Below are 19,788 nucleotides of genomic sequence, written 5' to 3'. Positions count from 1 at the left end.
GATCAGCGACCTATGCGGGGTTCCTTCAGGGCCAAGGGTTCGACAATGTCGCGCACCTTGGCGTTGTCATCCTGCTTCTGGCGCAGGTAGTCCAAGGCCACCTTGGCGGCGGCGCGGACGTGGTCGACCGAGGCCTGGTGGGCTACCAGCGGGTCACCGCCCTTGATGGCCTCGACGATCTTTTCCATTTCGCGGTTGCTGGCGCCGCGGCGGTTTTCCTGCGATACCGAGGTGGCGCGCAGGTAGCTGATGCGTGCTTGCAACTGGCGCAGCTGCTGGGCCGCCACCTGGTTGCCAGAGCCTTCCAGCAGCACATCGTAGAAACCTTGTACCGAATCCAGCACCTGTTGCAGCTCACCTTCTTCCAGTGCCTCGCGGTTCACTTCCAGCGCGCGTTCCAGCGCACGGATGTCCTTGGCCTTGGCGTTGAGGGTGAACAGTTGCACGATCAGGCCTTCGAGCACACAGCGCAGCTCATAGATGTCACGTGCGTCTTCCAGGGTGATGATGGCCACGCGCGGGCCTTTGGCGTCGGCGAACTCCACCAGGCCTTCGGACTCCAGATGACGCAGCGCTTCACGTACCGAAGTGCGGCTGACGCCGAGGCGGTCGCACAGGTCGCGCTCGACCAGGCGGTCGCCGGGCAGCAGATGAAAGTTCATGATTGCGGTGCGCAGCTTGTCGAGCACGATTTCGCGCAGAGTAACGGGGTTGCGGTTGACCTTGAAGCTGTCGTCGAGTGGCTGGCGTTTCATCAGGTGCGCTCTTTATGAGGCTGTTGCGCCAACATCGCGGAATGCCCCGAACCGAGGCTTTCCATGCAGTGGTTCGAACAGCCCGTTGTTAACGGGTTGGCTCCGCATCGGCTTCGGCAAAGGCTTCACGGGCCAGGCGGAAACTGTCCACCGCCGCGGGTACGCCGCAATAAATGCCGACCTGGAGCAGGATTTCGCGAATTTGTTCACGGCTCAGGCCATTGCGCAGGGCACCGCGAATGTGCAACTTGAGCTCGTGGGGCCTGTTGAGCGCGGAAATCATGGCCAAGTTTATCATGCTGCGCTCTTTCAGCGACAAGCCTTCGCGGCCCCAGACGTGACCCCAGCAATACTCGGTGACCAGCTCTTGCAACGGTTTGGTGAACTCATCTGCGTTCTGGATTGAGCGGTTGACGTAGTCCTCGCCCAGCACCTGGGTGCGGATTTTCAGACCCTTTTCGTACTTTTCATTGCTCATGTGCAGTACTCCGGCATAAAACAGGGGCCGCAATCGAGGGTGAGACGATTAGCGCGACCCCTGAAAACAGTGGCATCGGGGTTGGCTTCTTCGCGGGCTTGCCCGCTCCCACAGCTTCCAGGATCTGTGCGATACCTGTAAGAGCGGGCAAGTCCGCGAAGAGGCCAACACCGAGTTCAAGATGTATCAGCCAAGCGGCGGCAGGGCGCCGAGCTTGCCCTTGTGGTACACCATCGGGGTCATCGGCTGCTCAGGCAACACCAGGTTCTTCACCGCGCCGACAATGATCGCGTGGTCACCGCCGTCGTACTCGCGCCACAATTCGCACTCGATGATCGCCGTGGCCTTGGCCAGCAGGGGGTTGCCCAGCTCGCTCAGGTGCCACTCGACGCCCTTGGCCTTGTCCTTGCCCTTGCCTGCGAAGGCATAGGCCTCGGCGGTCTGGTCGGCGGACAGCAGGTGGATGGCGAACTGCTTGCTGTCGCGCAGGATCGGGTAGGTGTCGGAGGCATAGTTGGGGCAGAACAGCACCAGCGCCGGGTCGATCGACAGCGCGCTGAACGCACTGGCGGTAATGCCGACGATGCCGCCGTCGGCGTCCAGGGTGGTCACTACCGTGACGCCTGACGGGAAGGAGCCCATCACGTCTTTGTAGATGCCGGGTTCGATCATCTCGTGTTCCTCCTAGCGCATCACGAACGGGTCGGGCATCGGCGCGGTGGACAAGTTGATCCACACGGTCTTCAGCTCGGTATAGGCCAGCACCGAATCGATGCCGCTCTCACGGCCGTAGCCGCTGTTCTTGAAACCACCTATCGGTGCCATGGCCGACACAGCGCGGTAGGTGTTGACCCAGATGATCCCCGAACGCACGTCGCGGGCCAGGCGGTGGGCACGGCCCAGATCGCGCGTCCAGATGCCGGCAGCCAGGCCGAACTGTGAGTCGTTGGCTATGGCCAGGGCTTCTTCTTCGGTTTTGAAGCGAATCACTGCGGCGACCGGGCCGAACACTTCTTCCTGCATGATGGTCATCGCGTTGCTGTCGCACTCGAACAGGGTCGGCTCGTAGAACCAACCGTCACCTTCAACGTCGGCACGCTTTCCGCCCATATGCAGTTTGGCGCCTTCGGCCTTGGCCGCAGCCACCAGGCCTTCGACGACTGCCAGCTGCTGTGCGGTGGCCATCGGGCCCATTTCGCTGGCGTCGTCCTCTGGGTTGCCGATGCGGATGCGCTTGGCGCGGGCAATCAGGCGCTCGACAAACACGTCGAAGATTTCATCCTGCACCAGCAGGCGCGAACCGGCCACGCAGCTTTGACCGGACGCGGCATAGATGCCGGCCACGGCGCCATTGATGGCGCTGTCCAGGTCGGCGTCGGCGAAGATGATGTTCGGCGACTTGCCGCCCAGTTCCAGCGACAGCTTGGCGAAGTTTTCGGCACTGCTGCGCACCACGTGGCGGGCTGTGGCGGCACCGCCGGTGAAGGCGATCTTGCGCACCAGCGGGTGGCGGGTCAGCGCCGCGCCGGTGCTGGGGCCGTAGCCGGTGACCACGTTGACCACGCCGGCCGGGAAGCCGGCCTCGAGGGCCAGTCGGGCCAGCTCGAGGATGGTCGCCGAGGCGTGCTCGGACGGTTTGAGCACGATGGTGTTGCCGGCAGCCAGGGCAGGGGCCAGCTTGATCGCGGTGAGGTACAGCGGGCTGTTCCACGGGATGATCCCGGCAACCACGCCGATTGGCTCGTGCACGGTGTAGGCGAACAGGTCGGGTTTGTCCAGCGGCAGGGTGCCGCCTTCGAGCTTGTCGGCCAGGCCCGCAGTGTAGTGGAAGAACTCCGGCAGATAGCCGACCTGGCCGCGGGTTTCGCGGATCAGCTTGCCGTTGTCACGGCTTTCCAGCTGGGCCAGGTGCTCCTTGTTCTCGGCAATCAGGTCACCCAGACGACGCAGCAGCTTGCCGCGGGCGGTGGCGGTAATGCTGCGCCACGCCTTGCTGTCGAAGGCACGCTGGGCGGCCTGAACGGCCAGCTCCACATCGGCTTCATCGGCGTCGGGCAGTTGCGCCCAGGCCTGGGCGGTGGCCGGGTTGAGGCTGTCGAAGGTCTTGCCGCTCTGGGCATCGCGCCATTGGCCGTCGATGCACATCTGGAAACGAACGAGGGTCATGCAACAATCCCCTTGGCGGATTCGGTGAGGGTGCGGGCTTGGGTAAGGAAGTCCAGCAGCATCTTGTTGACTTCACGCGGTGCTTCCACCGGCATCATATGCCGTTGCTCGGCGAGGACCACACTGCGTGCGCCAGGAATGCTGGCGGCGAGCTGGCGGGTCATGGCCGGGGTGGAGCCCGAGTCGAGTTCGCCGGTGGCGATCAGCGTCGGCACCTGGATACTGCCCAGGTCGTCGGCGCGGTACATGTCCTGGGTAGCGAACAGCGAATAAGTGGTGTGGTAGCCCTGCGGGTCGTTGCTCGCCAGCACCTGGCGAATGGCGGCGACCTGCGCCGGGTTGGCAGCCTTGTATTCACGGCTGAACCAGCGGTCCAGGGCAGCATCGACGTTGGCGTCTGGGCCCAGCTCCGCCGCCTGGGCAGCGCGGGCGATCACCCCGGCACTTTGCTCGGGGGTGCGGTTGAACACGCTGTTGAGCACGACCAGTGCAGCCAGGCGTTGCGGGTAATTGAGGGCGAATGCACGGGCAACCAGGCCGCCCATGGAGAAGCCGATCACGGTGGCTTGTGCAATTTGCAGGTGGTCAAGCAGTTCGGCGAGCTGGTCGGCATAGCCTTCCAGCGGCGTGTCGGTGGCCGGTACGCGGCTTTGACCGTGGCCGAGCATGTCGTAGGCGATGACGCGGTAGTCGTTGGCCAGGCCAACGAACTGACCGCCCCACATTTCCTTGTTCAGGCCCACGCCGTGGATCAGCACCACGGGTTGGCCCTGGCCGACATCCAGATAGCTGGTGCCGGCAGGTGTGCGTTCAGCGACAGGCTGAATCATGGAGGGCGCTCCTTGAAGGTCGGGCGCGGCGGGTAAGCACGCCACGCCCCGGCCCGTCTTGGTTGTTGTTATTGAGCGTTGGCTTTTTCGGCAGCCAGTTCTTCCAGGTCGATGTAACGGTTGCCGATGCGCGGGTGCAGGCGGCCGCCATCGGCTGCGCCCAGGACCACGACGATTTCATCGGCACGCGGAGCGTCTTCGATCTGCATTTCCAGGGTGATGTAGTGCGAACGCAGGCCTTCGTCGTCCTTCTGCATCATTGGGATCTGGATAGAAGTGCCTGGGCCGCCGCGTTTGTTGGTGAAGCTCAGGTAGCTCTTGGCCTGAACTGCCTCGCGGTAGTGGTTGCCGAAGCGCAGGGTATGGATCACGGCCGAGGCGTGCTCGATTTCGCCATCGGCGCCGACGACGGCGGCCTTACCGTAGGCCTCGATCTTGTCGGCACCGCCAATGGCAGCAGTCAGGCGCTCGACCATCAGGGCACCCAGCTCCGAGCAGTTGGCGCGAATTTCCGGCTTCAGGTCTTCAACGAAACCGCGACCGGCCCACGGGTTCTTGATCACGACGGCCAGGCCGACCATGGTCACCGGCTTGTCGGTGGCCTTGCCGCCTTCGATGCGGGTCTCTTCGGAGTAGGTGACGATCTTGCGGATTTCGAAACTCATGGATGGCTCCTGGTGAGGGTTATCAGCTCTTGTTGTCTGATGGTATACCATAATATTTGTTGTGCAAGAGGTGTCAGGAAATTTCTCTTGTCGGGGGACGAAAGGTGGCCTGATGCCTTGATTTCTCTGTTGTCTGTACTGGCTTCTTCACGGGCTTGCCCGCTCCCACAGGGACTGCACAGGTTTCAAAAAAAAGCCCGCTCACGCAGGCCGAAGGGGCCCACGGGAGCGGGCGCGTCCCGCAATGATTCAGGCAATGGGAATTCAGGCGAACGCCGGCACCACTTCCTTGATGAACAGCTCGAGCGACTTCTTCTTCTCGGCGTGGGGCAAGCTGTTGTCGCACCAGAAGCTGAACTCGTCGACGCCCAGTTCCTGGTAGTACTTGATGCGTGCGATGATCTCTTCCGGCGTGCCGATCATGGTGTTCTTGCGGATGTTCTCCAGCTGGAACGCCGGCACTTCGGCGAATTTCGACTCCGGGCTCGGCTCCAGGAAGCCATTCACCGGGGTGGTCTTGTTGCCGAACCAGGCATCGAAGGTGCGGTAGAAGCGCGAGATCGCCTGGGCGCCGACCTTCCAGCCTTCCGGATCAGCCGGGCTGTGCACGTGGGTGTGGCGCAGCACCATCAGTTGCGGGCGCGGCACGCCTGGGTTGTTGTCCAGGGCGGCCTGGAACTTGTTCTTGAGGTCCAGCACTTCTTCGTCACCCTTCATCAGCGGGGTGACCATGACATTGCAACCATTGGCAACGGCGAAGTTGTGCGAGTCCGGGTCGCGGGCGGCGATCCACATAGGCGGCGTGGCGTTGAACGGCTTCGGTACGCTGGTGGAGGTCGGGAACTTGTAGACTTCACCGTCGTGGGCGTAGTCGCCTTCCCAGAGCTTGCGCACCACCGGCACCATCTCGCGCAACGCCTTGCCGCCGTCGGTGGCCGGCATGCCACCTGCCATGCGGTCGAACTCGAACTGGTAGGCACCACGGGCCAGGCCCACTTCCATGCGGCCGTTGCTGATCACGTCGAGCAGGGCGCATTCGCCAGCGACGCGGATCGGGTTCCAGAACGGCGCGATGATGGTGCCAGCGCCCAGGCGGATCTTCTCGGTGCGCGCGGCCAGGTAGGCCAGCAGCGGCATCGGGCTTGGCGAAATGGTGTATTCCATGGCGTGGTGTTCACCGATCCAAACGGTGCTGAAACCGCCGTCTTCGGCCATCAGGGTCAGTTCGGTCAGGTCTTCGAACAGCTGGCGGTGGCTGACCTGTTCATCCCAACGTTCCATGTGTACGAACAACGAAAATTTCATGGGTTTTTCCTCAACGCTTGTTATTGCCCGTCAGTCAATCGGGCTTCGTGTGGGAGCGGGCTGCGTCCAACTGCAGGCTTCAGGCAAAGGCCGGCAGGCTGGCCATCTTGCCGCGGCAGTACACCATCGGCCGTGGCGCTTCGGCAGGGGCGATCAGGTTGTGTACCTTGCCGACCATGATGGCGTGGTCGCCACCTTCATATTCACGCCACAGTTCACATTCGATGACGGCGGTGGCACCGGCCAGGATCGGGTTGCCCAGTTCGCTCAGGGTCCACTCGATGCCGCTGGCCTTGTCCTTGCCCTTCTTGGCGAACGCGTAGGCTTCGGCCTGCTGTTCACCGGACAGCAGGTGAATGGCAAAGCGCTTCTGCTTGATCAGTACCGGGTAGGAGTCGGAGGTGTAGTTGGGGCAGAACAGCACCAGCGGCGGGTCCATCGACAGGGAGGAGAAGGCGCTGGCGGTCAGGCCGACGACCGAACCGTCGTCGTCCTGGGTGGTGATGACGGTAACGCCGGACGGAAAGGAGCCCAGAACGTTCTTGTAGACAGTTGCGTCGATCATCGGGAGTACCTCTGAAGGGCTGCGGTGGTCCGCGGTTTTTATCGTTGATGTGTCTGATGGTATACCGTAATACCTATTTTGCAAGCGGAATTTTCAACCCTGGGTTTTCGCGATGAACGGCCACAAGCCACGAAAACCGTGGCCTTGAGCGGTGAGGCGGTTTGTCGCAGGGGTTTCGCAAGCGGATCAGTGGCCGTTTTTTCATGCGGTTCAGTGTTGTCAAAAGTTTGGAATACCATAATATGGTCCTCAGCTGAGAGGCCGCCTTGATGCGGTTTCCTTACAAAGATAAAAACGACCTTTCGAGCTGAAAACCATGTCCCAACCGTCGTCGCAGCACCAGTTTGTCGAGAATCACACGGTCGATTACGTTCCACCTGCCGAGCGCCATGGGAAGGCGCGCGACCTGTTCACCCTCTGGTTCAGTACCAACATTGCGCCACTGCCTATCGTTACCGGTGCCATGGTGGTCCAGGTGTTCCACCTGAACCTGTTGTGGGGGTTGATAGCCATCGTCCTGGGCCATCTGGTCGGGGGCGTGGTCATCGCCCTGGCCTCTGCACAGGGGCCGCAGCTGGGCATTCCGCAAATGGTGCAGAGCCGTGGCCAGTTTGGCCGCTACGGTGCCTTGCTGATCGTGTTCTTCACCGCGCTGATCTATGTCGGCTTCTTCATTTCCAATATCGTCCTGGCGGGCAAGACCATTCACGGCATCGCGCCGAGCGTGCCGATGCCCGGCGCGATCGTGATCGGTGCCCTGAGTGCGACTGCCATTGGCGTGATCGGCTACCGCTTTATCCATATCCTCAACCGCATCGGTACCTGGGTGATGGGCTCGGCATTGCTGGCCGGTTTCATCATGATGTTCGTCCAGGATCTGCCGGCTGACTTCTTCAGCCGTGGCGCGTTCAACCTGTCGGGCTTCATTGCCACCGTGTCGCTGGGTGTGATCTGGCAGATCAGCTTCTCGCCGTACACCTCTGACTACTCGCGTTACCTGCCCCGTGAAGTAGGCATCGCCAAGCCGTTCTGGGCCACTTACTTCGGCGCCACCCTGGGCACCATCCTGTGCTTCAGCTTTGGTACGGTGGCGGTGCTGTGCGTGCCGGAAGGCACCGACGCAATGGATGCGGTGAAGCAGGCCACCGGCTGGCTGGGCCCGATCCTGATGGTGCTGTTCCTGCTCAACATCATCAGCCACAACGCCCTCAACCTTTACGGCGCCGTGCTGTCGATCGTGACCGCGATCCAGACTTTCATGGCCGAGTGGACGCCGAGCATCAGGGTACGGGTGATCCTGGCCTCGGTCATTCTGGTGGGCTGCGGGATGGTGGCACTGAATGCCTCGGCGGACTTCATCGGCCAGTTCATCGGCCTGATCCTGGCGCTGCTGCTGGTGCTGGTGCCGTGGGCTTCGATCAACCTGATCGATTTCTACCTGATCAAGAAGGGCCAGTACGACATCGCCTCGATCTTCAGTGCCGACGGCGGCATCTATGGCCGCTTCAACCACCACGCGATCATTGCCTATGCCTGCGGCATCCTGGTGCAGCTGCCGTTTGCCAATACTTCGCTGTATGTGGGGCCGTACTCGAACATTGTCGAAGGGGCTGACCTGTCGTGGCTGTTCGGCTTGCTGGTGACCGTGCCGCTTTACTACTGCCTGGCGACGCGCGGCAAGGCTGTCGAGAAGGCGGGGCGGGTGGTAAGCGTCAACGACTGATAGATCGCTGTTGCTGTAGCCGGGGCCGCAACGCGGCCCCGGCTGTTTTGGATCAAACCTTGAACTGCGCCACCATCCCGTTCAGGTCCATCGCCAACCGCGACAGATCCTGCGCCGCCGCACTGGTCTGATTCGCCCCCGCCGACGTTTGCATCGCCAGGTCACGAATATTCACCAGGTTCCGGTCTACCTCGCGTGCGACTTGCGCCTGTTCCTCAGACGCACTGGCGATCACCAGGTTGCGCTGGTTTATCGAAGCGATCGCCTCGGCAATCACCTCCAACGCCTGCCCTGCGCTTTGTGCCACTTCCAGCGTACCCGTGGCGCGATCCTGGCTGCTGTGCATTGCTGTCACTGCCCGCTCGGTGCCGGTCTGAATCCCGGCAATCATCTGCTCGATCTCGGCCGTCGATTGCTGGGTACGGTGGGCGAGGGCGCGTACCTCGTCAGCCACCACGGCAAACCCACGTCCTGCCTCTCCGGCCCGTGCCGCCTCGATGGCGGCGTTCAGTGCCAGCAGGTTGGTCTGCCCGGCAATTGCACCAATCACGTCCAGCACCCGGCTGATCTCGTTGGCGTTGCTGGCCAGCTGCTCGATCTCGGCCGATGTGCCGGTCACATCCGCTACCAGATGCTGGATGGATGCCAGCGCCTGGTTGACCTGGTCGCGGCCATCGCGGGTGGTCTGGTCAGCGCCCTTGGATGCATCAGCAGTGCTGACCGCGTTGTTCGCCACTTCCTCGACTGCCGCAGTCATCTGGTTCACCGCCGTGGCGGCCTGGTCGATTTCTGCACTTTGCTGATGCAGGCCGCGGCTGGTGTCTTCAGTGACAGTGTGCAGTTCTTCCGAGGCTGAGGCCAGTTGGTCGGAAGACGCGGCGATCTGGCGAATGGTATCGCGCAGGCTGCCCTGCATCCGGCTCAGGGCGCGCAATAGCATGGCCGGCTCATCGCGGCCGGTTACCCGTATCTCCCGGGTCAGGTCGCCGGTCGCCACGCGCTCGGCCACAGCCAGTGCATCGGCCAGCGGCACGACGATACTGCGGGTGAGCACGGTAGCGATGGCGGCAAGGGCCAGCATGATCACCACCAGTGAGGCAACCAGCGCAGTGAACGCTTCGTCCGCTACGTCGCTGCTGCGCTGCGAGGCTTGTTCGGCACCTGTGCCGTTATAGGCGATCAACGCTGCCATGGCCTGCATCATGCTGTCGGCGCGCTGAGTCAGCGGGCCGCTGATCTGCTGTTTGGCATCGTCCATGTGCCCAGCTTGAATGTCTTGCAGCACACGGGTCTGTAATTCGAAATAGTGCTGATAAGCAGCGCTGAAGGCATTGAACAGGGCGCGGTCATCGGCAGCGATGATCGTGTCGGCATAATCCTTCAGCGCATTATTCAGCTCGGTATTGATGCCGTTGAGCATCTGCAGGTTGCGCTCGCGGTCACTGGGGTTGTCGTCCAGCGCGGCACGCAAGGTGACGGCGCGGGCACGCCCGAGGTTGGTGCTGATGTCACCGAGGGCTATTACGGCCGGCATCCAGGTCACCCGGATTTCATCCGTGGCTTTGTCCATCTGCCGGGTTTCGTAAAGTGCGATCAAGCCCATGAACAGGACCAGGATGCCCAACAGGGCGAACACGCTTGCAGCGCGAATGCCGATCTTCAAATTCCGTAACTGCATGGAATGCTCCTTGACGGTGGCGTGCAGGCCTCAGGAGCTTGGGTGGATGGCCGGGTCACCGGTATGGCGCCAGGCTCTTGATGCGCTGCGGAGTTGTTTGTGTGTCTCACCCTCGTGACTTTTTTGATTTCAATGATGCCATATGGCCATCATTATTGAACAGCCATTCAATGTAACGGCCAAGACTGACAAAACCGCCAATTGTTGACGGTTTTGTCAGGAAAAATGCCGTTAAACGATAGCGATCATTGGGTCCGCCGCGGCCAGCGCCAAGGCGCGGTCAGCCGCTGGCGGATAAATCCATACCGAGTTGATCTGGCGCTTGAGGGCCTTGCCTTCCTGGCCGTGCAGCTTCAGTTCGCGCTCCCAGCCTTCGCTGAAGGCGGCGCCCCAGTCGCCCAGGTCCAGGCAGGTGACGTATTTGGGCTGGCGATACAGCACCGGCTGCAGGCCGAGCAGGTCGGCGGCGGCGTTGTTGCCGGCGTGGCGGCCCATGGGGATGGCGTGCTGGCACGTCATCAGGGCATGGTTGCCCAGGTCATCCACCGCAGCCCAGGCGGTGTCGCCGGTGGCATAAACGTGCTCCTGGCCCAGCACTTTCAAATGGCCATCCACTTTCAGCCGGCCGAAGGTATCGCGCTCGCCGGCAACGTGCGCCGTCAACGGGCTGGCCTTGACGCCAACGGTCCAGATTACCGTGTTGCTGGCGATATGCTCGCCGTTGTCCAGGGTGACTCCCGCAGCATCGACAGCCACCACCGAAGCGCCGGCCAGCCATTCGACCCCGGCCTGTTCACACGCGGCAACAATCGACGGTGTGATCCCTTCACCCAATGCCGCCCCCACTTGCGCACCACGGTCGACCACCACTACCCGCAATGCCGCGTCGGCCCCGAGGATCGAGCGCAGGCGAGTAGGCATTTCGGTTGCGGTCTCGATGCCGGTGAAGCCGCCGCCGCACACCACTACGGTATTGCGAGTTGGCGAAGCGGGCAGGGCGGCCAGATCGACCAGATGCTGCTCCAGGCGCATGGCCGATTCCATCTGGTCTACATCGAACGCATGTTCCGCCAGGCCTGGTACTGCCGGGCGGGCAACCTGGCTGCCTGCGGCCAGGATCAGGCGGTCGTAGGCGATGCGCTGTGGCTGGCCGTGGGTATCGGTATAGCTGACGCTGCGACCTTCGGTGTCGATGCTGTCGGCGTTGCCCGGGAAGAAGTGAATGCCCACAGCCTCGAACAGATCACCCAGAGGCGCCTTCATGCCATGCACGTCGGCCTCGTAAAAGCGCGGACGAATGCGCAGTTCCGGCTGTGGCGCCAGCACGCTGATGCTGAGGTCGGCACGTTGCGCCTGGTCGAGTAGGCGGGCAGCGCTCAGGGCGCTCCAGACACCGGCAAAGCCGGCACCGATGATCAGGATGTTGGATTTCATGAAGGTGCTCCGCAAGGTTCGAAGAGGGCATCGAGGGCCAGCTGTATGGCCTTCGAGTAACTACGACTATATCGGTCGTAGTTATCTTCGGCAAGGGTTTTTCCCTTTGCGGTGGAGCTACCTTTTGACGCCTTGCTTTGTCAGTGTCGGGGCATCGGCGTAACATGTACGACAAAATCGGTCGGAGATTTGAATGTCGCTTTACAGTGCTGGCGTGGAATACGGTATCCATTGCCTGTTGTTTTTAGTCGACGAGCGCGGTGAAACTCGTGATTCCAGCGTGCGCGACCTGGCCGAGTTGCAAGGTGTGCCGCAGGAATACCTGGCCAAGGTCTTTACCAAGCTGGCCCGTGCCGGGCTGGTGGCGGCCACCGAAGGCGTGCGCGGCGGCTTCCGCCTGGCGCGGCCGGCGGCGCAGATCAGCGTGCTGGATATCGTCAATGCCATTGATGGACCAAAGAAGATCTTCGATTGCCGCGAGGTGCGCGAGCGTTGCACCTTGTTCGACGGCTCGCCGCCGCGTTGGGCGACCGAGGGTACCTGTGCGATCCACGCAGTGATGCTGGGGGCGCAGAAGCGCATGGAAGAGTCATTGGCACAGCAGACTGTGCTGGACCTGGCCATGCGCTTCGGGCGCAAGGCCCCGGCTGAATTTGGCCAGCAGGTCGATGCCTGGATGGGTGAGCGGCGGGAGGCCAAGGGGGCTGGGGATATTCCGGTAGACCAGGTGTGAAGGGGTTGCCCGAACCGGCCTTTGCGCGAGTAGCGAAGTACGCCGATCAGCGCCCTTCGTGCTGGCGCCGATAGGCCCCAGGCTGCACCCCCACGGCCTTGGCAAACGCCCGGGTAAACGCCGCCACCGACTGATACCCCACCTGCGCACCCACTTGCTCCACGGTATTACCCGCCCGCAGCAACTGGCTGGCATGGCGCATGCGCAGTGCCAGCAGCACCTGCCCTGGCGATTGCCCCGCCAGTTCGTTGAAGCGCTTGAAAAACGCAGACCGCGATAAGCCGGTGCAGGCGGCCATGCTCTCCAGCGTCCAGGCTTGCCCCGGTTGTTCGATCAACTGCTCCAGCAGCCCGGTAAACGCTGGCTGGCGAGCGAGGGCGACAAGCCCGCCCAGTGACTGCCCGGCAATGACCTGCTGGCGCAGCACGTACAGGAACAACAGGTGCGTCAGGCGCTCCAGCAACACCTGCGACGGGCCGGCGGCCCGCCGGCATTCTTCCAGAATGAGCTCGAACAGCGCCCGTGCCGCACTGCCGGCGGGGTCTTCGGCGCGCAGCAGGATCCAGTCGGCCAGGCCTTCGACAATCAGTGAAGACAGGCCGGACTGGAAATGGAAGAAGCCGCAAACCAGTCCGACGCCGTCGCTGGCTTCGCTATCCAGCGCCTGCATGGCCTGGCGCGGTTGGGCACAGGCGTCGACCGGGTCCTGATCGCTGGACAAGCGATAGGCAAGGTCGTGCAACAGGAATACGGCATCTCCCTTCTCCAGGCGCACCGGTTGCGGCTGGCCGTCAATGTGCAGCCAGCAATGCCCTTGCACCAACAGGTGGAAGCTGGCGCGGCCCATGCCCTGGGTGCTGGCATGCCAGCCACCGCAATAGCGCCCGACATGAAACAGGCTGGCATCGAGCTCCAGGCCCTCTAATAACCAATCGACAAGGTGGCTGGACGAAATCATCTAATACAAAGACTCAGGAACAAGGAAAGGCGACTGACGAATATGGAGGGTAGTTCTTATAACCAACAGACTGTAGTGACACTCATCAAAGGAGATCACTGCATGTCCGCGCGCATTACTTTACACACGCTGCAGAGCGCCCCGGAAGCGGCACGACCGTTCCTTGAGAACGCGCAGAAGAATTCCGGCTTCATCCCCAACCTGCTCGGCGTGCTGGCCAACGCGCCGGCGGCGCTTGAAACCTACGTGACCGTTTCGGCACTCAATGGCAAGTCTGAGCTTGGCCTGGCCGAGCGTGAAGTGGTGCAACTGATCGCGGCCACCCAGCATGGCTGCGACTTTTGCGTGGCCGGCCATACGGCCGTCGCGCTGAACAAGGCCAAGCTGCCGCAGGATGTGGTCGATGCTCTGCGTGCCCGTGGTGAACTCCCGAACGCTCGCTACGAAACCCTGGCCGCCTTTGCCCGCGAAGTGATCGCCACCCGTGGCAATGTCAGCGAAGCCACCTACCAGGCCTTCCGTGAGGCCGGCTTCAGTGAAGGCAACGCCTTGGAGGTGATTCTGGGCGTAAGTCTCGCAACCCTGTGCAACTTTGCTAATGTTTTCGCCCAGACGCCACTCAACGAAGAGCTTGGCAAATACCGCTGGCAGCCTTCTGCGTAGTCCACCTGTGATAATGGCCATTACCTGGCCGTTGTAGGAGCGGCCTTGTGCCGCGAACGGGCCGCAGAGCGGCCCCGGCGTTATCAAAGGAGCAAGACCATGCAAGAGTGTGCATTTCGACACTGGCTGGATGCCAATGCCGAGGCCATTGATCGGGGCCTGTGCGAACCGCAGCAGGTGCTGGTCCAGATCGCAGAATCGCAGCTGCTGCGCACGGGGGTCGACCCAGCGCTGGGCGGTACGGGCGGGCAGGTGACCGACGCGGTCGAGGCCATCGCCGCCATTGCCAGCCGCTCATTGGCTGCGGCTTTCGTCTGCTGGGGCCAGCGTGCCTTCATCGAATACCTGCTGCACAGCCCCAACCAGCCCCTGCGTGAGCGCCTGCTGCCGCGCCTGTTGACCGGTGAATTGGCCGGTGCCACCGGGCTGTCCAACGCCATGAAGTTCCTGTCCGGTATCGAAGCGCTGCAGGTGCGTGGCCGCCCGACAGCCGATGGCTGGCACCTGGAAGGGCGACTGCACTGGGTGACCAACTTGCGTAAAAGCGGCTTCGTGGTGGCGGCGGCCATCGAGGATGAAGCCGGCGGCGCGCCGTTTGTGCTGGCCATTCCTTCCAACGCTCAAGGCCTTGAGCGTTCTGATGATCTACAACTGATGGGCCTGCAGTCGAGCAACACGGCAGCACTGGCTTTTCACCAGGTGCCGCTGGCGCGCGACTGGCTGCTGCATGAAAATGCACGCGAATTCCTGCCACGGGTACGCCCGGCATTCCTGGCGCTGCAATGTGGCATGGCCATTGGCCTGGCGCGACGAGCGCTGGAAGAGGTTCAGGCGCATCTGCGTGGCCGAGCCTCGTTCCTCGACGAAGCCCGTCAGGTGCTTAGCGAACGCCTGGAAAACACCGTCAGCGAACTCAAGCAGGGCTTGCTCGAAGGTCGCTTCCAGCAGCAGCCGGCGGCCTTGTTCAAGCTGCGCATCATCCTGGCTGAAAGTGCTGCCGACGCGGTACAACTGGAATTGCAGGCCAGTGGCGGCAAGGCTTACCTCAGCGAATACGGCGAAGGGTTTGCCCGCCGCTGGCGGGAGTCGGCCTTCGTGCCGATCGTCACGCCCAGCCTGGTGCAATTGCGCGCCGAACTGCAACGCCAGGCGGGCGTTGCATGAGCGCGGTGTTGCTGGAGGCCCGTGACATTCGCTTGGGCTACCCGCGTGAGGGTGGTTGGCAGCAGGTGCTGGCGCAGTTCGACCTGCAGCTGGCGCCAGGTGAAGTCGTGAGCATCCTTGGCCCCAGTGGTGTGGGCAAGTCCAGCCTGCTGCGGGTGCTGGCAGGCCTGCAGCAGCCTGGCGGTGGTAGCGTGAGCTTGCACGGCCAGCCGCTGCAGGGGCCGCACCCGCGTCTGGCGGTGGCCTTTCAGGACCCAAGCCTGCTGCCATGGCTGAGCCTGGAGAAAAACGTCGCCTTCGGCCTGGACTTCGCCCGTCAGCCCAAGCTGGCGGATGCCGAACGCCGTGCACGCATCGACCATGCGATTGCGGCTGTGGGCCTGGCCCACGCGCGTGGCCAGTACCCGGCGCAGTTGTCTGGCGGCATGGCCCAGCGCACCGCGCTGGCCCGCTGCCTGGCACGCCAGCCCGAAGTCTTGCTGCTGGATGAACCCTTCGGTGCGTTGGATGAGGTGACCCGCGCCGACATGCAGCAACTGCTGCTGCAACTGATCGCCACGCACAAGACCGCGGCCGTGCTGATCACTCACGATATCGACGAAGCCCTGCTGCTGTCAGACCGGGTTCTGCTACTGGGCAACCACCCAGCGCACATCCTCGGCCAGTGGCACATCGACCTGCCGCAACCACGGACGCAGCGGGTCGAAGAACTGGGTGCCTTGCGTATCGAAATCCTAAAAACCCTTCGGCGGGCAAGCCGCACAGTCGAACCTACCCCAACCTCGTTGCCCTCGGAGGCTGTCCATGTGCATGGATGACTGCTGTTCTTCTTCTTCGCGTCGTGACTTCCTCAAGCTCGGCGCCATGCTCACTGCTGCCGGTGCATTGCCGTTGCTGTCGAGCTTGCAGGCGCGTGCCGCTGCCGAGCCGGACGCGCCGGTGCGCATCGGCTACCTGCCGATCACCGATGCCACGCCGCTGCTGGTGGCACATAACAACGGCCTGTTCGAGGCCGAAGGCATCAAGGCCGAGCGCCCGGTGCTGCTGCGCAGCTGGGCGCAGGTGATCGAGGCATTCATTTCCGGCCAGGTCAATGTCATCCACCTGCTTTCGCCGATGACGGTATGGGCGCGCTATGGCAGCAAGGTGCCAGCCAAGGTGGTGGCCTGGAACCACGTGGGCGGTTCGGGCCTGACTGTTGCGCCGGATATCTCCGACGTGAAACAGCTTGGTGGCAAGACAGTGGCCATTCCGTTCTGGTACTCGATCCACAATGTGGTACTGCAACAGTTGCTCAACGACAACGGCCTGACGCCCGTGTCGAAGCCGGCCAATGCGCAACTGGCCGCCAACGAAGTCAACCTGCTGGTGCTGCCACCGTCCGACATGCCACCCGCTCTGGCCAGCAAGCGTATTGCCGGCTACATCGTGGCCGAGCCGTTCAACGCACTGGCCGAGAACCTCAAGGTCGGCCGCGTGCAGCGCTTTACCGGCGATGTATGGCGCAACCATGCGTGCTGCGTGGTGTTCATGCACGAGCATGACCTGAACAACCGCCCGGTGTGGTCGCAGAAAGTGGTCAACGCCATCGTCAAGGCCCAGCAATGGACCCGTGACCATCGCACCGAAGCCGCCGCACTGCTGTCCAGGGCGGGCCCCAACAAGTACACCCCGCACGAGCCTGCGGTGCTGACCAAGGTCCTGGCGCCCGCCGCCGAAGACCGTGCTGGCTACATTGCCAGTGGCGCCATTCGCCATCAGCAGTGGGACGAAAAGCGCATCGACTTCCAGCCATACCCGTTCCCGAGTTACACCGAAGAGCTGGTCAAGCGCCTGAAAACCACCCTGATCGAAGGCGACAATGCGTTCCTTGCCGGGCTGGATCCGGCGTATGCCGCCCGCGACCTGGTCGACGATCGCTTCGTGCGTAGCGCCATCGCGACAGTGGGTGGCCCGTCGGTGTTCGGCATTGCCGGCAACTTCGAGCGTAGTGAGGAGTTTGCGGTCTGATGCGCACCCATGTCGTACATGCCGGCCTTGGGCTGGTCGGGTTGCTGGCCTTGTTGCTGTTATGGTGGGCCGGTGTGGCAATGTTCGGCCAGGCCGACGGCCTGTCGGCGCGCTTTTCGCCGGCGGCAACCCTGGCCAGCCTGGTCGAGCTGCTGGGGCAGGGCGAGGTCTATGGGCATATCTGGGTCAGCCTCAAGCGCATCCTGGTCGGGCTGCTGCTGGCGCTGCTGATGGGTGTGCCGCTGGGCTTGCTGGTAGGCAGCTACCGGCACCTGGAGGCGGCGACCACGCCAGCATTCCAGTTTCTGCGCATGATATCGCCATTGTCGTGGATGCCTGTGGTGGTGATGCTGATGGGCGTGGGTGACCAGCCAATCTACTTCCTGCTGGCGTTTGCCGCTTTGTGGCCGATCTTGCTGAATACGGCGGCAGGGGTGCGTCAACTGGACCCGCGCTGGCTGCAACTTAGCCGCAGCTTGAGTGCAACGCGCTGGGAAACCTTGTGCAAGGTAATTGTGCCGGGGGTGATCGGTCACGTGCTGACGGGGGTGCGCCTGGCCATCGGTATTCTGTGGATTGTGCTGGTGCCGTGCGAAATGCTTGGGGTGAGTGCGGGGCTTGGGTATTTCATTCTTGATACCCGCGACCGGCTGGCGTATTCCGAACTGATGGCCATGGTGCTGCTGATTGGCGTGCTGGGGTTTGTGCTGGATGCCCTGGCGCGTGGGCTGCATCGGCGCTGGGTGCATGGCTGAAAGGCCAATGGGGCTTCTTCGCGGGCTCGCCCGCTCCCACAGGTGCATCACCGGCCTTGGGCCTTACGGTTTTTCTGTGGGAGCGGGCAAGCCCGCGAACAGGCCATCGGATCAATGCACGGTCTTGCGCTGGCGCACACATTCCTGGGCCTGAGCGGTCAGCTCATCCAGCCGCTCATCGCGCATCTGCTCCGCTTCGATCATTGCATCCTCACCCTGCTGGTTAAGCAGATAGGTGTGAATCTGCAGCACTTCAGCCGTCTGATAAATCGGCGCAATGTCCAAACGCCCGATCAGCGCATCACTGGGGTGGCCGGTACTGCTCATCAGCACCTGCGGGCCGTTGGCGGCCACCACTTGCATGCCCATCGCCTCGAACCACGGCACCTGGTTGGCAAAGGCGTTCAGCTCTACGCAGGCATGGCGTGAGCGCAGGTCGCCCAGCAGAGCACGGGCGATGCCCTGGCGGCGATGGCTGGCGCACACGGCCAGAAAGGCCAATGCACAGGCCTGCCCATCGTCCTGGGCTGGCAGCGACAGCGCAAAGCCCAGCAACTGGTCCGGTGCTTCGGCATCCAGCGCCAGGGTAAGCGCCACGGCCAGACCGCGGGTGCCGTCCAGCGCTTGCAGGTACTGGTGGACTTCCATGCCAACGCCGTACTGGTACAGCGGGTACAGCGGGTTGTCGACGGCGATGGCGACACTGCTCAATTCGCCGACATTGTGAATGACCAGCTCGCGGATCTGGTTCTGGAAAGATTCGGGCGGCACGCTGTCGAGGCGGCTCAGGATGAACATCTGGGGGCTCCGGCGGATGAGAATACGACCCGCGCTGTGTTGGCGCGGGTTGTACAGTCTAACCGGTTTTGCCGTATCAGCCGTGTGCCTGTAAGGCACCGAGCATCAGGTCGAGGTTTTGCACGGCAGCACCAGAGGCACCTTTGCCCAGGTTGTCGAACACTGCGGTGAGCAGTACCTGGCCATGCTCGGGGTTGGCGTACAGCGCCAGGCGCAGGTCATTGCTGCCGTTCAATGCCTCGGGGTCGAGGTTTGCCGCAGCGCGGCCCTGATGCAGAGGCATCACCTGAACATGGCGGGCACCCTGGTAATGCTGTTCCAGGCAGCCTTGCAGCTGCTCGGCGCTGACCTGTCCAGGCAGCAGGCGAAGCTGCAGCGGAATGCTCAGCACGATGCCTTGGCGGTAGGCGCCATAGCCGGGCATGAACATCGGCCGCGCCGACAACCCCGCGTGCTGCTGGATCTCCGGTACGTGCTTGTGCGCCAGCTCCAGGCCATACAGCTGTAGCGCAGGCGCTTTGGCGGCGCCGGGCTGTTCGTGCCGCTCGACCGCCGCGCGACCACCGCCGGAGTAGCCAGACACGGCGTGGATGTTCAGGGGGTAGTCTGCAGGCAGCAAGCCAGCCTTGACCAGTGGGTGCAGCAGCGCGATGGCGCCGGTGGGATAGCAGCCGGGATTGCTGACACGCTTGCTTTGCGCGATGCGCTCGGCTTGCTGTTCGTCAAGCTCCGGCAGGCCATACACCCAGCCTGGTGTGGTGCGGTGCGCCGAGCTGGCGTCGATCACCCGCACCCGTGGGTTGTGGATTGCGGCCACGGCCTCGCGGGCGGCGTCGTCGGGCAGGCACAGCAGGGCGATGTCGGCGCTGTTGATCGCTTCGCAGCGGCGTTGCGGGTCCTTGCGCTCGGCCTCGGGGAGGGTCAGCAGGCGAAGATCGCTACGGCCCTGCAGGCGGGCATGGATCTGCAGGCCTGTGGTGCCTTGGTCGCCGTCGATGAAAACAACAGGGGTGTGCATGCTCGGGGTCCGGTTGGGGAAAGATAGCCTATGCTCGCCCGTAGCGTTGGTAATGAAAATTTGAATATGATGATCGATACATTCAGGTTT

Annotated in this window: 20 protein-coding genes; 7 read left to right on the top strand and 13 right to left on the bottom strand. The window is 62.8% G+C overall.

The window, feature by feature from the left end; translation table 11 throughout:
• Nucleotides 1–2: 2 nt before the first annotated feature.
• From QYE47_RS05180 to QYE47_RS05145, 8 genes are all read right to left on the bottom strand, one after another.
• Entirely contained in the window at nucleotides 3–755 is a 753-nt protein-coding gene (locus QYE47_RS05180) for a GntR family transcriptional regulator (protein ID WP_010954490.1), read from the bottom strand.
• An 88-nt stretch (nucleotides 756–843) separates the two neighbouring features.
• Nucleotides 844–1,233 carry a carboxymuconolactone decarboxylase family protein gene (locus QYE47_RS05175; protein WP_003256073.1) on the bottom strand — a complete coding sequence of 130 codons (390 nt, stop codon included), beginning with the start codon at nucleotides 1,231–1,233 and terminating at the stop codon, nucleotides 844–846.
• Nucleotides 1,234–1,419: 186 nt separating this feature from the next.
• Nucleotides 1,420–1,905: a flavin reductase family protein gene (locus tag QYE47_RS05170; RefSeq protein ID WP_014590641.1), complete on the bottom strand. Its 486-nt coding sequence runs from the start codon at nucleotides 1,903–1,905 to the stop codon at nucleotides 1,420–1,422.
• A 12-nt stretch (nucleotides 1,906–1,917) separates the two neighbouring features.
• Nucleotides 1,918–3,399 (bottom strand): aldehyde dehydrogenase, encoded by a 1,482-nt coding sequence (locus QYE47_RS05165; RefSeq protein ID WP_070383792.1) that lies wholly within the window; start codon nucleotides 3,397–3,399, stop codon nucleotides 1,918–1,920.
• Nucleotides 3,396–4,229 (bottom strand): alpha/beta fold hydrolase, encoded by an 834-nt coding sequence (locus tag QYE47_RS05160; RefSeq protein ID WP_014590642.1) that lies wholly within the window; start codon nucleotides 4,227–4,229, stop codon nucleotides 3,396–3,398. Before QYE47_RS05160 ends, QYE47_RS05165 begins: the two co-directional genes overlap by 4 nt.
• Before the next feature lie 68 nt (nucleotides 4,230–4,297).
• Nucleotides 4,298–4,894, bottom strand: a complete 597-nt coding sequence (locus QYE47_RS05155; protein WP_003256068.1) for an amino acid synthesis family protein — start codon at nucleotides 4,892–4,894, stop codon at nucleotides 4,298–4,300.
• 264 nt (nucleotides 4,895–5,158) lie between these two features.
• Entirely contained in the window at nucleotides 5,159–6,199 is a 1,041-nt protein-coding gene (locus QYE47_RS05150) for an LLM class flavin-dependent oxidoreductase (protein WP_019438211.1), read from the bottom strand.
• Between the two features lie 79 nt (nucleotides 6,200–6,278).
• The gene (locus QYE47_RS05145; RefSeq protein ID WP_014590644.1) at nucleotides 6,279–6,764 is read right to left on the bottom strand and encodes a flavin reductase family protein; all 486 of its coding nucleotides are present in this window, start codon (nucleotides 6,762–6,764) and stop codon (nucleotides 6,279–6,281) included.
• 316 nt (nucleotides 6,765–7,080) lie between these two features.
• On the opposite strand from QYE47_RS05145, the gene QYE47_RS05140 reads away from it, so the two are divergent.
• Nucleotides 7,081–8,487, top strand: coding sequence for a cytosine permease (locus QYE47_RS05140; RefSeq protein WP_012052008.1), 1,407 nt, complete (start codon nucleotides 7,081–7,083; stop codon nucleotides 8,485–8,487).
• Nucleotides 8,488–8,539: 52 nt separating this feature from the next.
• Here the strand turns inward: QYE47_RS05140 and QYE47_RS05135 are convergent, their stop codons facing one another.
• Entirely contained in the window at nucleotides 8,540–10,165 is a 1,626-nt protein-coding gene (locus tag QYE47_RS05135) for a methyl-accepting chemotaxis protein (protein ID WP_070383793.1), read from the bottom strand.
• Between the two features lie 231 nt (nucleotides 10,166–10,396).
• The gene (locus tag QYE47_RS05130) at nucleotides 10,397–11,599 is read right to left on the bottom strand and encodes an NAD(P)/FAD-dependent oxidoreductase (RefSeq protein WP_004577488.1); all 1,203 of its coding nucleotides are present in this window, start codon (nucleotides 11,597–11,599) and stop codon (nucleotides 10,397–10,399) included.
• Nucleotides 11,600–11,792: 193 nt separating this feature from the next.
• Here QYE47_RS05130 and QYE47_RS05125 point away from each other — a divergent pair, with 193 nt between their 5' ends.
• Nucleotides 11,793–12,332: an Rrf2 family transcriptional regulator gene (locus QYE47_RS05125; RefSeq protein WP_014590647.1), complete on the top strand. Its 540-nt coding sequence runs from the start codon at nucleotides 11,793–11,795 to the stop codon at nucleotides 12,330–12,332.
• Between the two features lie 46 nt (nucleotides 12,333–12,378).
• Here QYE47_RS05125 and QYE47_RS05120 read toward each other — a convergent pair whose 3' ends face one another.
• Nucleotides 12,379–13,290 carry an AraC family transcriptional regulator gene (locus QYE47_RS05120; protein WP_070383794.1) on the bottom strand — a complete coding sequence of 304 codons (912 nt, stop codon included), beginning with the start codon at nucleotides 13,288–13,290 and terminating at the stop codon, nucleotides 12,379–12,381.
• A 102-nt stretch (nucleotides 13,291–13,392) separates the two neighbouring features.
• Between QYE47_RS05120 and QYE47_RS05115 the strand changes: the two genes are divergently transcribed.
• The 5 genes from QYE47_RS05115 (at nucleotide 13,393) to QYE47_RS05095 (ending at nucleotide 17,882) form a co-directional block, all read left to right on the top strand.
• Nucleotides 13,393–13,953, top strand: a complete 561-nt coding sequence (locus QYE47_RS05115; protein ID WP_070383795.1) for a carboxymuconolactone decarboxylase family protein — start codon at nucleotides 13,393–13,395, stop codon at nucleotides 13,951–13,953.
• Between the two features lie 99 nt (nucleotides 13,954–14,052).
• Nucleotides 14,053–15,117 (top strand): acyl-CoA dehydrogenase family protein, encoded by a 1,065-nt coding sequence (locus tag QYE47_RS05110; protein ID WP_014590650.1) that lies wholly within the window; start codon nucleotides 14,053–14,055, stop codon nucleotides 15,115–15,117.
• Nucleotides 15,114–15,935, top strand: a complete 822-nt coding sequence (locus tag QYE47_RS05105) for an ABC transporter ATP-binding protein (protein ID WP_014590651.1) — start codon at nucleotides 15,114–15,116, stop codon at nucleotides 15,933–15,935. The genes QYE47_RS05110 and QYE47_RS05105 overlap by 4 nt, the downstream gene beginning before the upstream one ends.
• Entirely contained in the window at nucleotides 15,922–17,127 is a 1,206-nt protein-coding gene (locus tag QYE47_RS05100; RefSeq protein ID WP_070383796.1) for an ABC transporter substrate-binding protein, read from the top strand. Before QYE47_RS05105 ends, QYE47_RS05100 begins: the two co-directional genes overlap by 14 nt.
• Nucleotides 17,127–17,882 carry an ABC transporter permease gene (locus QYE47_RS05095; protein ID WP_014590653.1) on the top strand — a complete coding sequence of 252 codons (756 nt, stop codon included), beginning with the start codon at nucleotides 17,127–17,129 and terminating at the stop codon, nucleotides 17,880–17,882. Before QYE47_RS05100 ends, QYE47_RS05095 begins: the two co-directional genes overlap by 1 nt.
• 111 nt (nucleotides 17,883–17,993) lie before the next feature.
• On the opposite strand, the gene QYE47_RS05090 is transcribed toward QYE47_RS05095, so the two are convergent.
• The gene (locus tag QYE47_RS05090) at nucleotides 17,994–18,680 is read right to left on the bottom strand and encodes a GNAT family N-acetyltransferase (RefSeq protein ID WP_014590654.1); all 687 of its coding nucleotides are present in this window, start codon (nucleotides 18,678–18,680) and stop codon (nucleotides 17,994–17,996) included.
• A 76-nt stretch (nucleotides 18,681–18,756) separates the two neighbouring features.
• Complete coding sequence (argC, locus tag QYE47_RS05085; protein WP_070383797.1) at nucleotides 18,757–19,698, bottom strand: N-acetyl-gamma-glutamyl-phosphate reductase; 942 nt, start codon at nucleotides 19,696–19,698, stop codon at nucleotides 18,757–18,759.
• Nucleotides 19,699–19,788 lie beyond the last annotated feature (90 nt).

Origin of the sequence: Pseudomonas sp. 2,4-D, from assembly GCF_030418155.1 — a bacterium.
GTDB classification, from domain to species: Bacteria; Pseudomonadota; Gammaproteobacteria; order Pseudomonadales; family Pseudomonadaceae; genus Aquipseudomonas; species Aquipseudomonas alloputida.
The sequence above is the reverse complement of the archived record's forward strand: the minus strand, read 5'-3'. Positions and strand labels throughout refer to the sequence as shown.

What these genes read in the sequence shown, in the direction of transcription:
- QYE47_RS05145 (WP_014590644.1), bottom strand. Translation starts at nt 6,764, where the DNA reads ATGATCGACGCAACTGTCTACAAGAACGTTCTGGGCTCCTTTCCGTCC.
- QYE47_RS05135 (WP_070383793.1), bottom strand. Translation starts at nt 10,165, where the DNA reads ATGCAGTTACGGAATTTGAAGATCGGCATTCGCGCTGCAAGCGTGTTC.
- argC (WP_070383797.1), bottom strand. Translation starts at nt 19,698, where the DNA reads ATGCACACCCCTGTTGTTTTCATCGACGGCGACCAAGGCACCACAGGC.
- QYE47_RS05165 (WP_070383792.1), bottom strand. Translation starts at nt 3,399, where the DNA reads ATGACCCTCGTTCGTTTCCAGATGTGCATCGACGGCCAATGGCGCGAT.
- QYE47_RS05140 (WP_012052008.1), top strand. Translation starts at nt 7,081, where the DNA reads ATGTCCCAACCGTCGTCGCAGCACCAGTTTGTCGAGAATCACACGGTC.
- QYE47_RS05125 (WP_014590647.1), top strand. Translation starts at nt 11,793, where the DNA reads ATGTCGCTTTACAGTGCTGGCGTGGAATACGGTATCCATTGCCTGTTG.
- QYE47_RS05160 (WP_014590642.1), bottom strand. Translation starts at nt 4,229, where the DNA reads ATGATTCAGCCTGTCGCTGAACGCACACCTGCCGGCACCAGCTATCTG.
- QYE47_RS05175 (WP_003256073.1), bottom strand. Translation starts at nt 1,233, where the DNA reads ATGAGCAATGAAAAGTACGAAAAGGGTCTGAAAATCCGCACCCAGGTG.
- QYE47_RS05180 (WP_010954490.1), bottom strand. Translation starts at nt 755, where the DNA reads ATGAAACGCCAGCCACTCGACGACAGCTTCAAGGTCAACCGCAACCCC.
- QYE47_RS05115 (WP_070383795.1), top strand. Translation starts at nt 13,393, where the DNA reads ATGTCCGCGCGCATTACTTTACACACGCTGCAGAGCGCCCCGGAAGCG.
- QYE47_RS05100 (WP_070383796.1), top strand. Translation starts at nt 15,922, where the DNA reads ATGTGCATGGATGACTGCTGTTCTTCTTCTTCGCGTCGTGACTTCCTC.
- QYE47_RS05090 (WP_014590654.1), bottom strand. Translation starts at nt 18,680, where the DNA reads ATGTTCATCCTGAGCCGCCTCGACAGCGTGCCGCCCGAATCTTTCCAG.
- QYE47_RS05155 (WP_003256068.1), bottom strand. Translation starts at nt 4,894, where the DNA reads ATGAGTTTCGAAATCCGCAAGATCGTCACCTACTCCGAAGAGACCCGC.
- QYE47_RS05120 (WP_070383794.1), bottom strand. Translation starts at nt 13,290, where the DNA reads ATGATTTCGTCCAGCCACCTTGTCGATTGGTTATTAGAGGGCCTGGAG.
- QYE47_RS05130 (WP_004577488.1), bottom strand. Translation starts at nt 11,599, where the DNA reads ATGAAATCCAACATCCTGATCATCGGTGCCGGCTTTGCCGGTGTCTGG.
- QYE47_RS05170 (WP_014590641.1), bottom strand. Translation starts at nt 1,905, where the DNA reads ATGATCGAACCCGGCATCTACAAAGACGTGATGGGCTCCTTCCCGTCA.
- QYE47_RS05105 (WP_014590651.1), top strand. Translation starts at nt 15,114, where the DNA reads ATGAGCGCGGTGTTGCTGGAGGCCCGTGACATTCGCTTGGGCTACCCG.
- QYE47_RS05095 (WP_014590653.1), top strand. Translation starts at nt 17,127, where the DNA reads ATGCGCACCCATGTCGTACATGCCGGCCTTGGGCTGGTCGGGTTGCTG.
- QYE47_RS05150 (WP_019438211.1), bottom strand. Translation starts at nt 6,199, where the DNA reads ATGAAATTTTCGTTGTTCGTACACATGGAACGTTGGGATGAACAGGTC.
- QYE47_RS05110 (WP_014590650.1), top strand. Translation starts at nt 14,053, where the DNA reads ATGCAAGAGTGTGCATTTCGACACTGGCTGGATGCCAATGCCGAGGCC.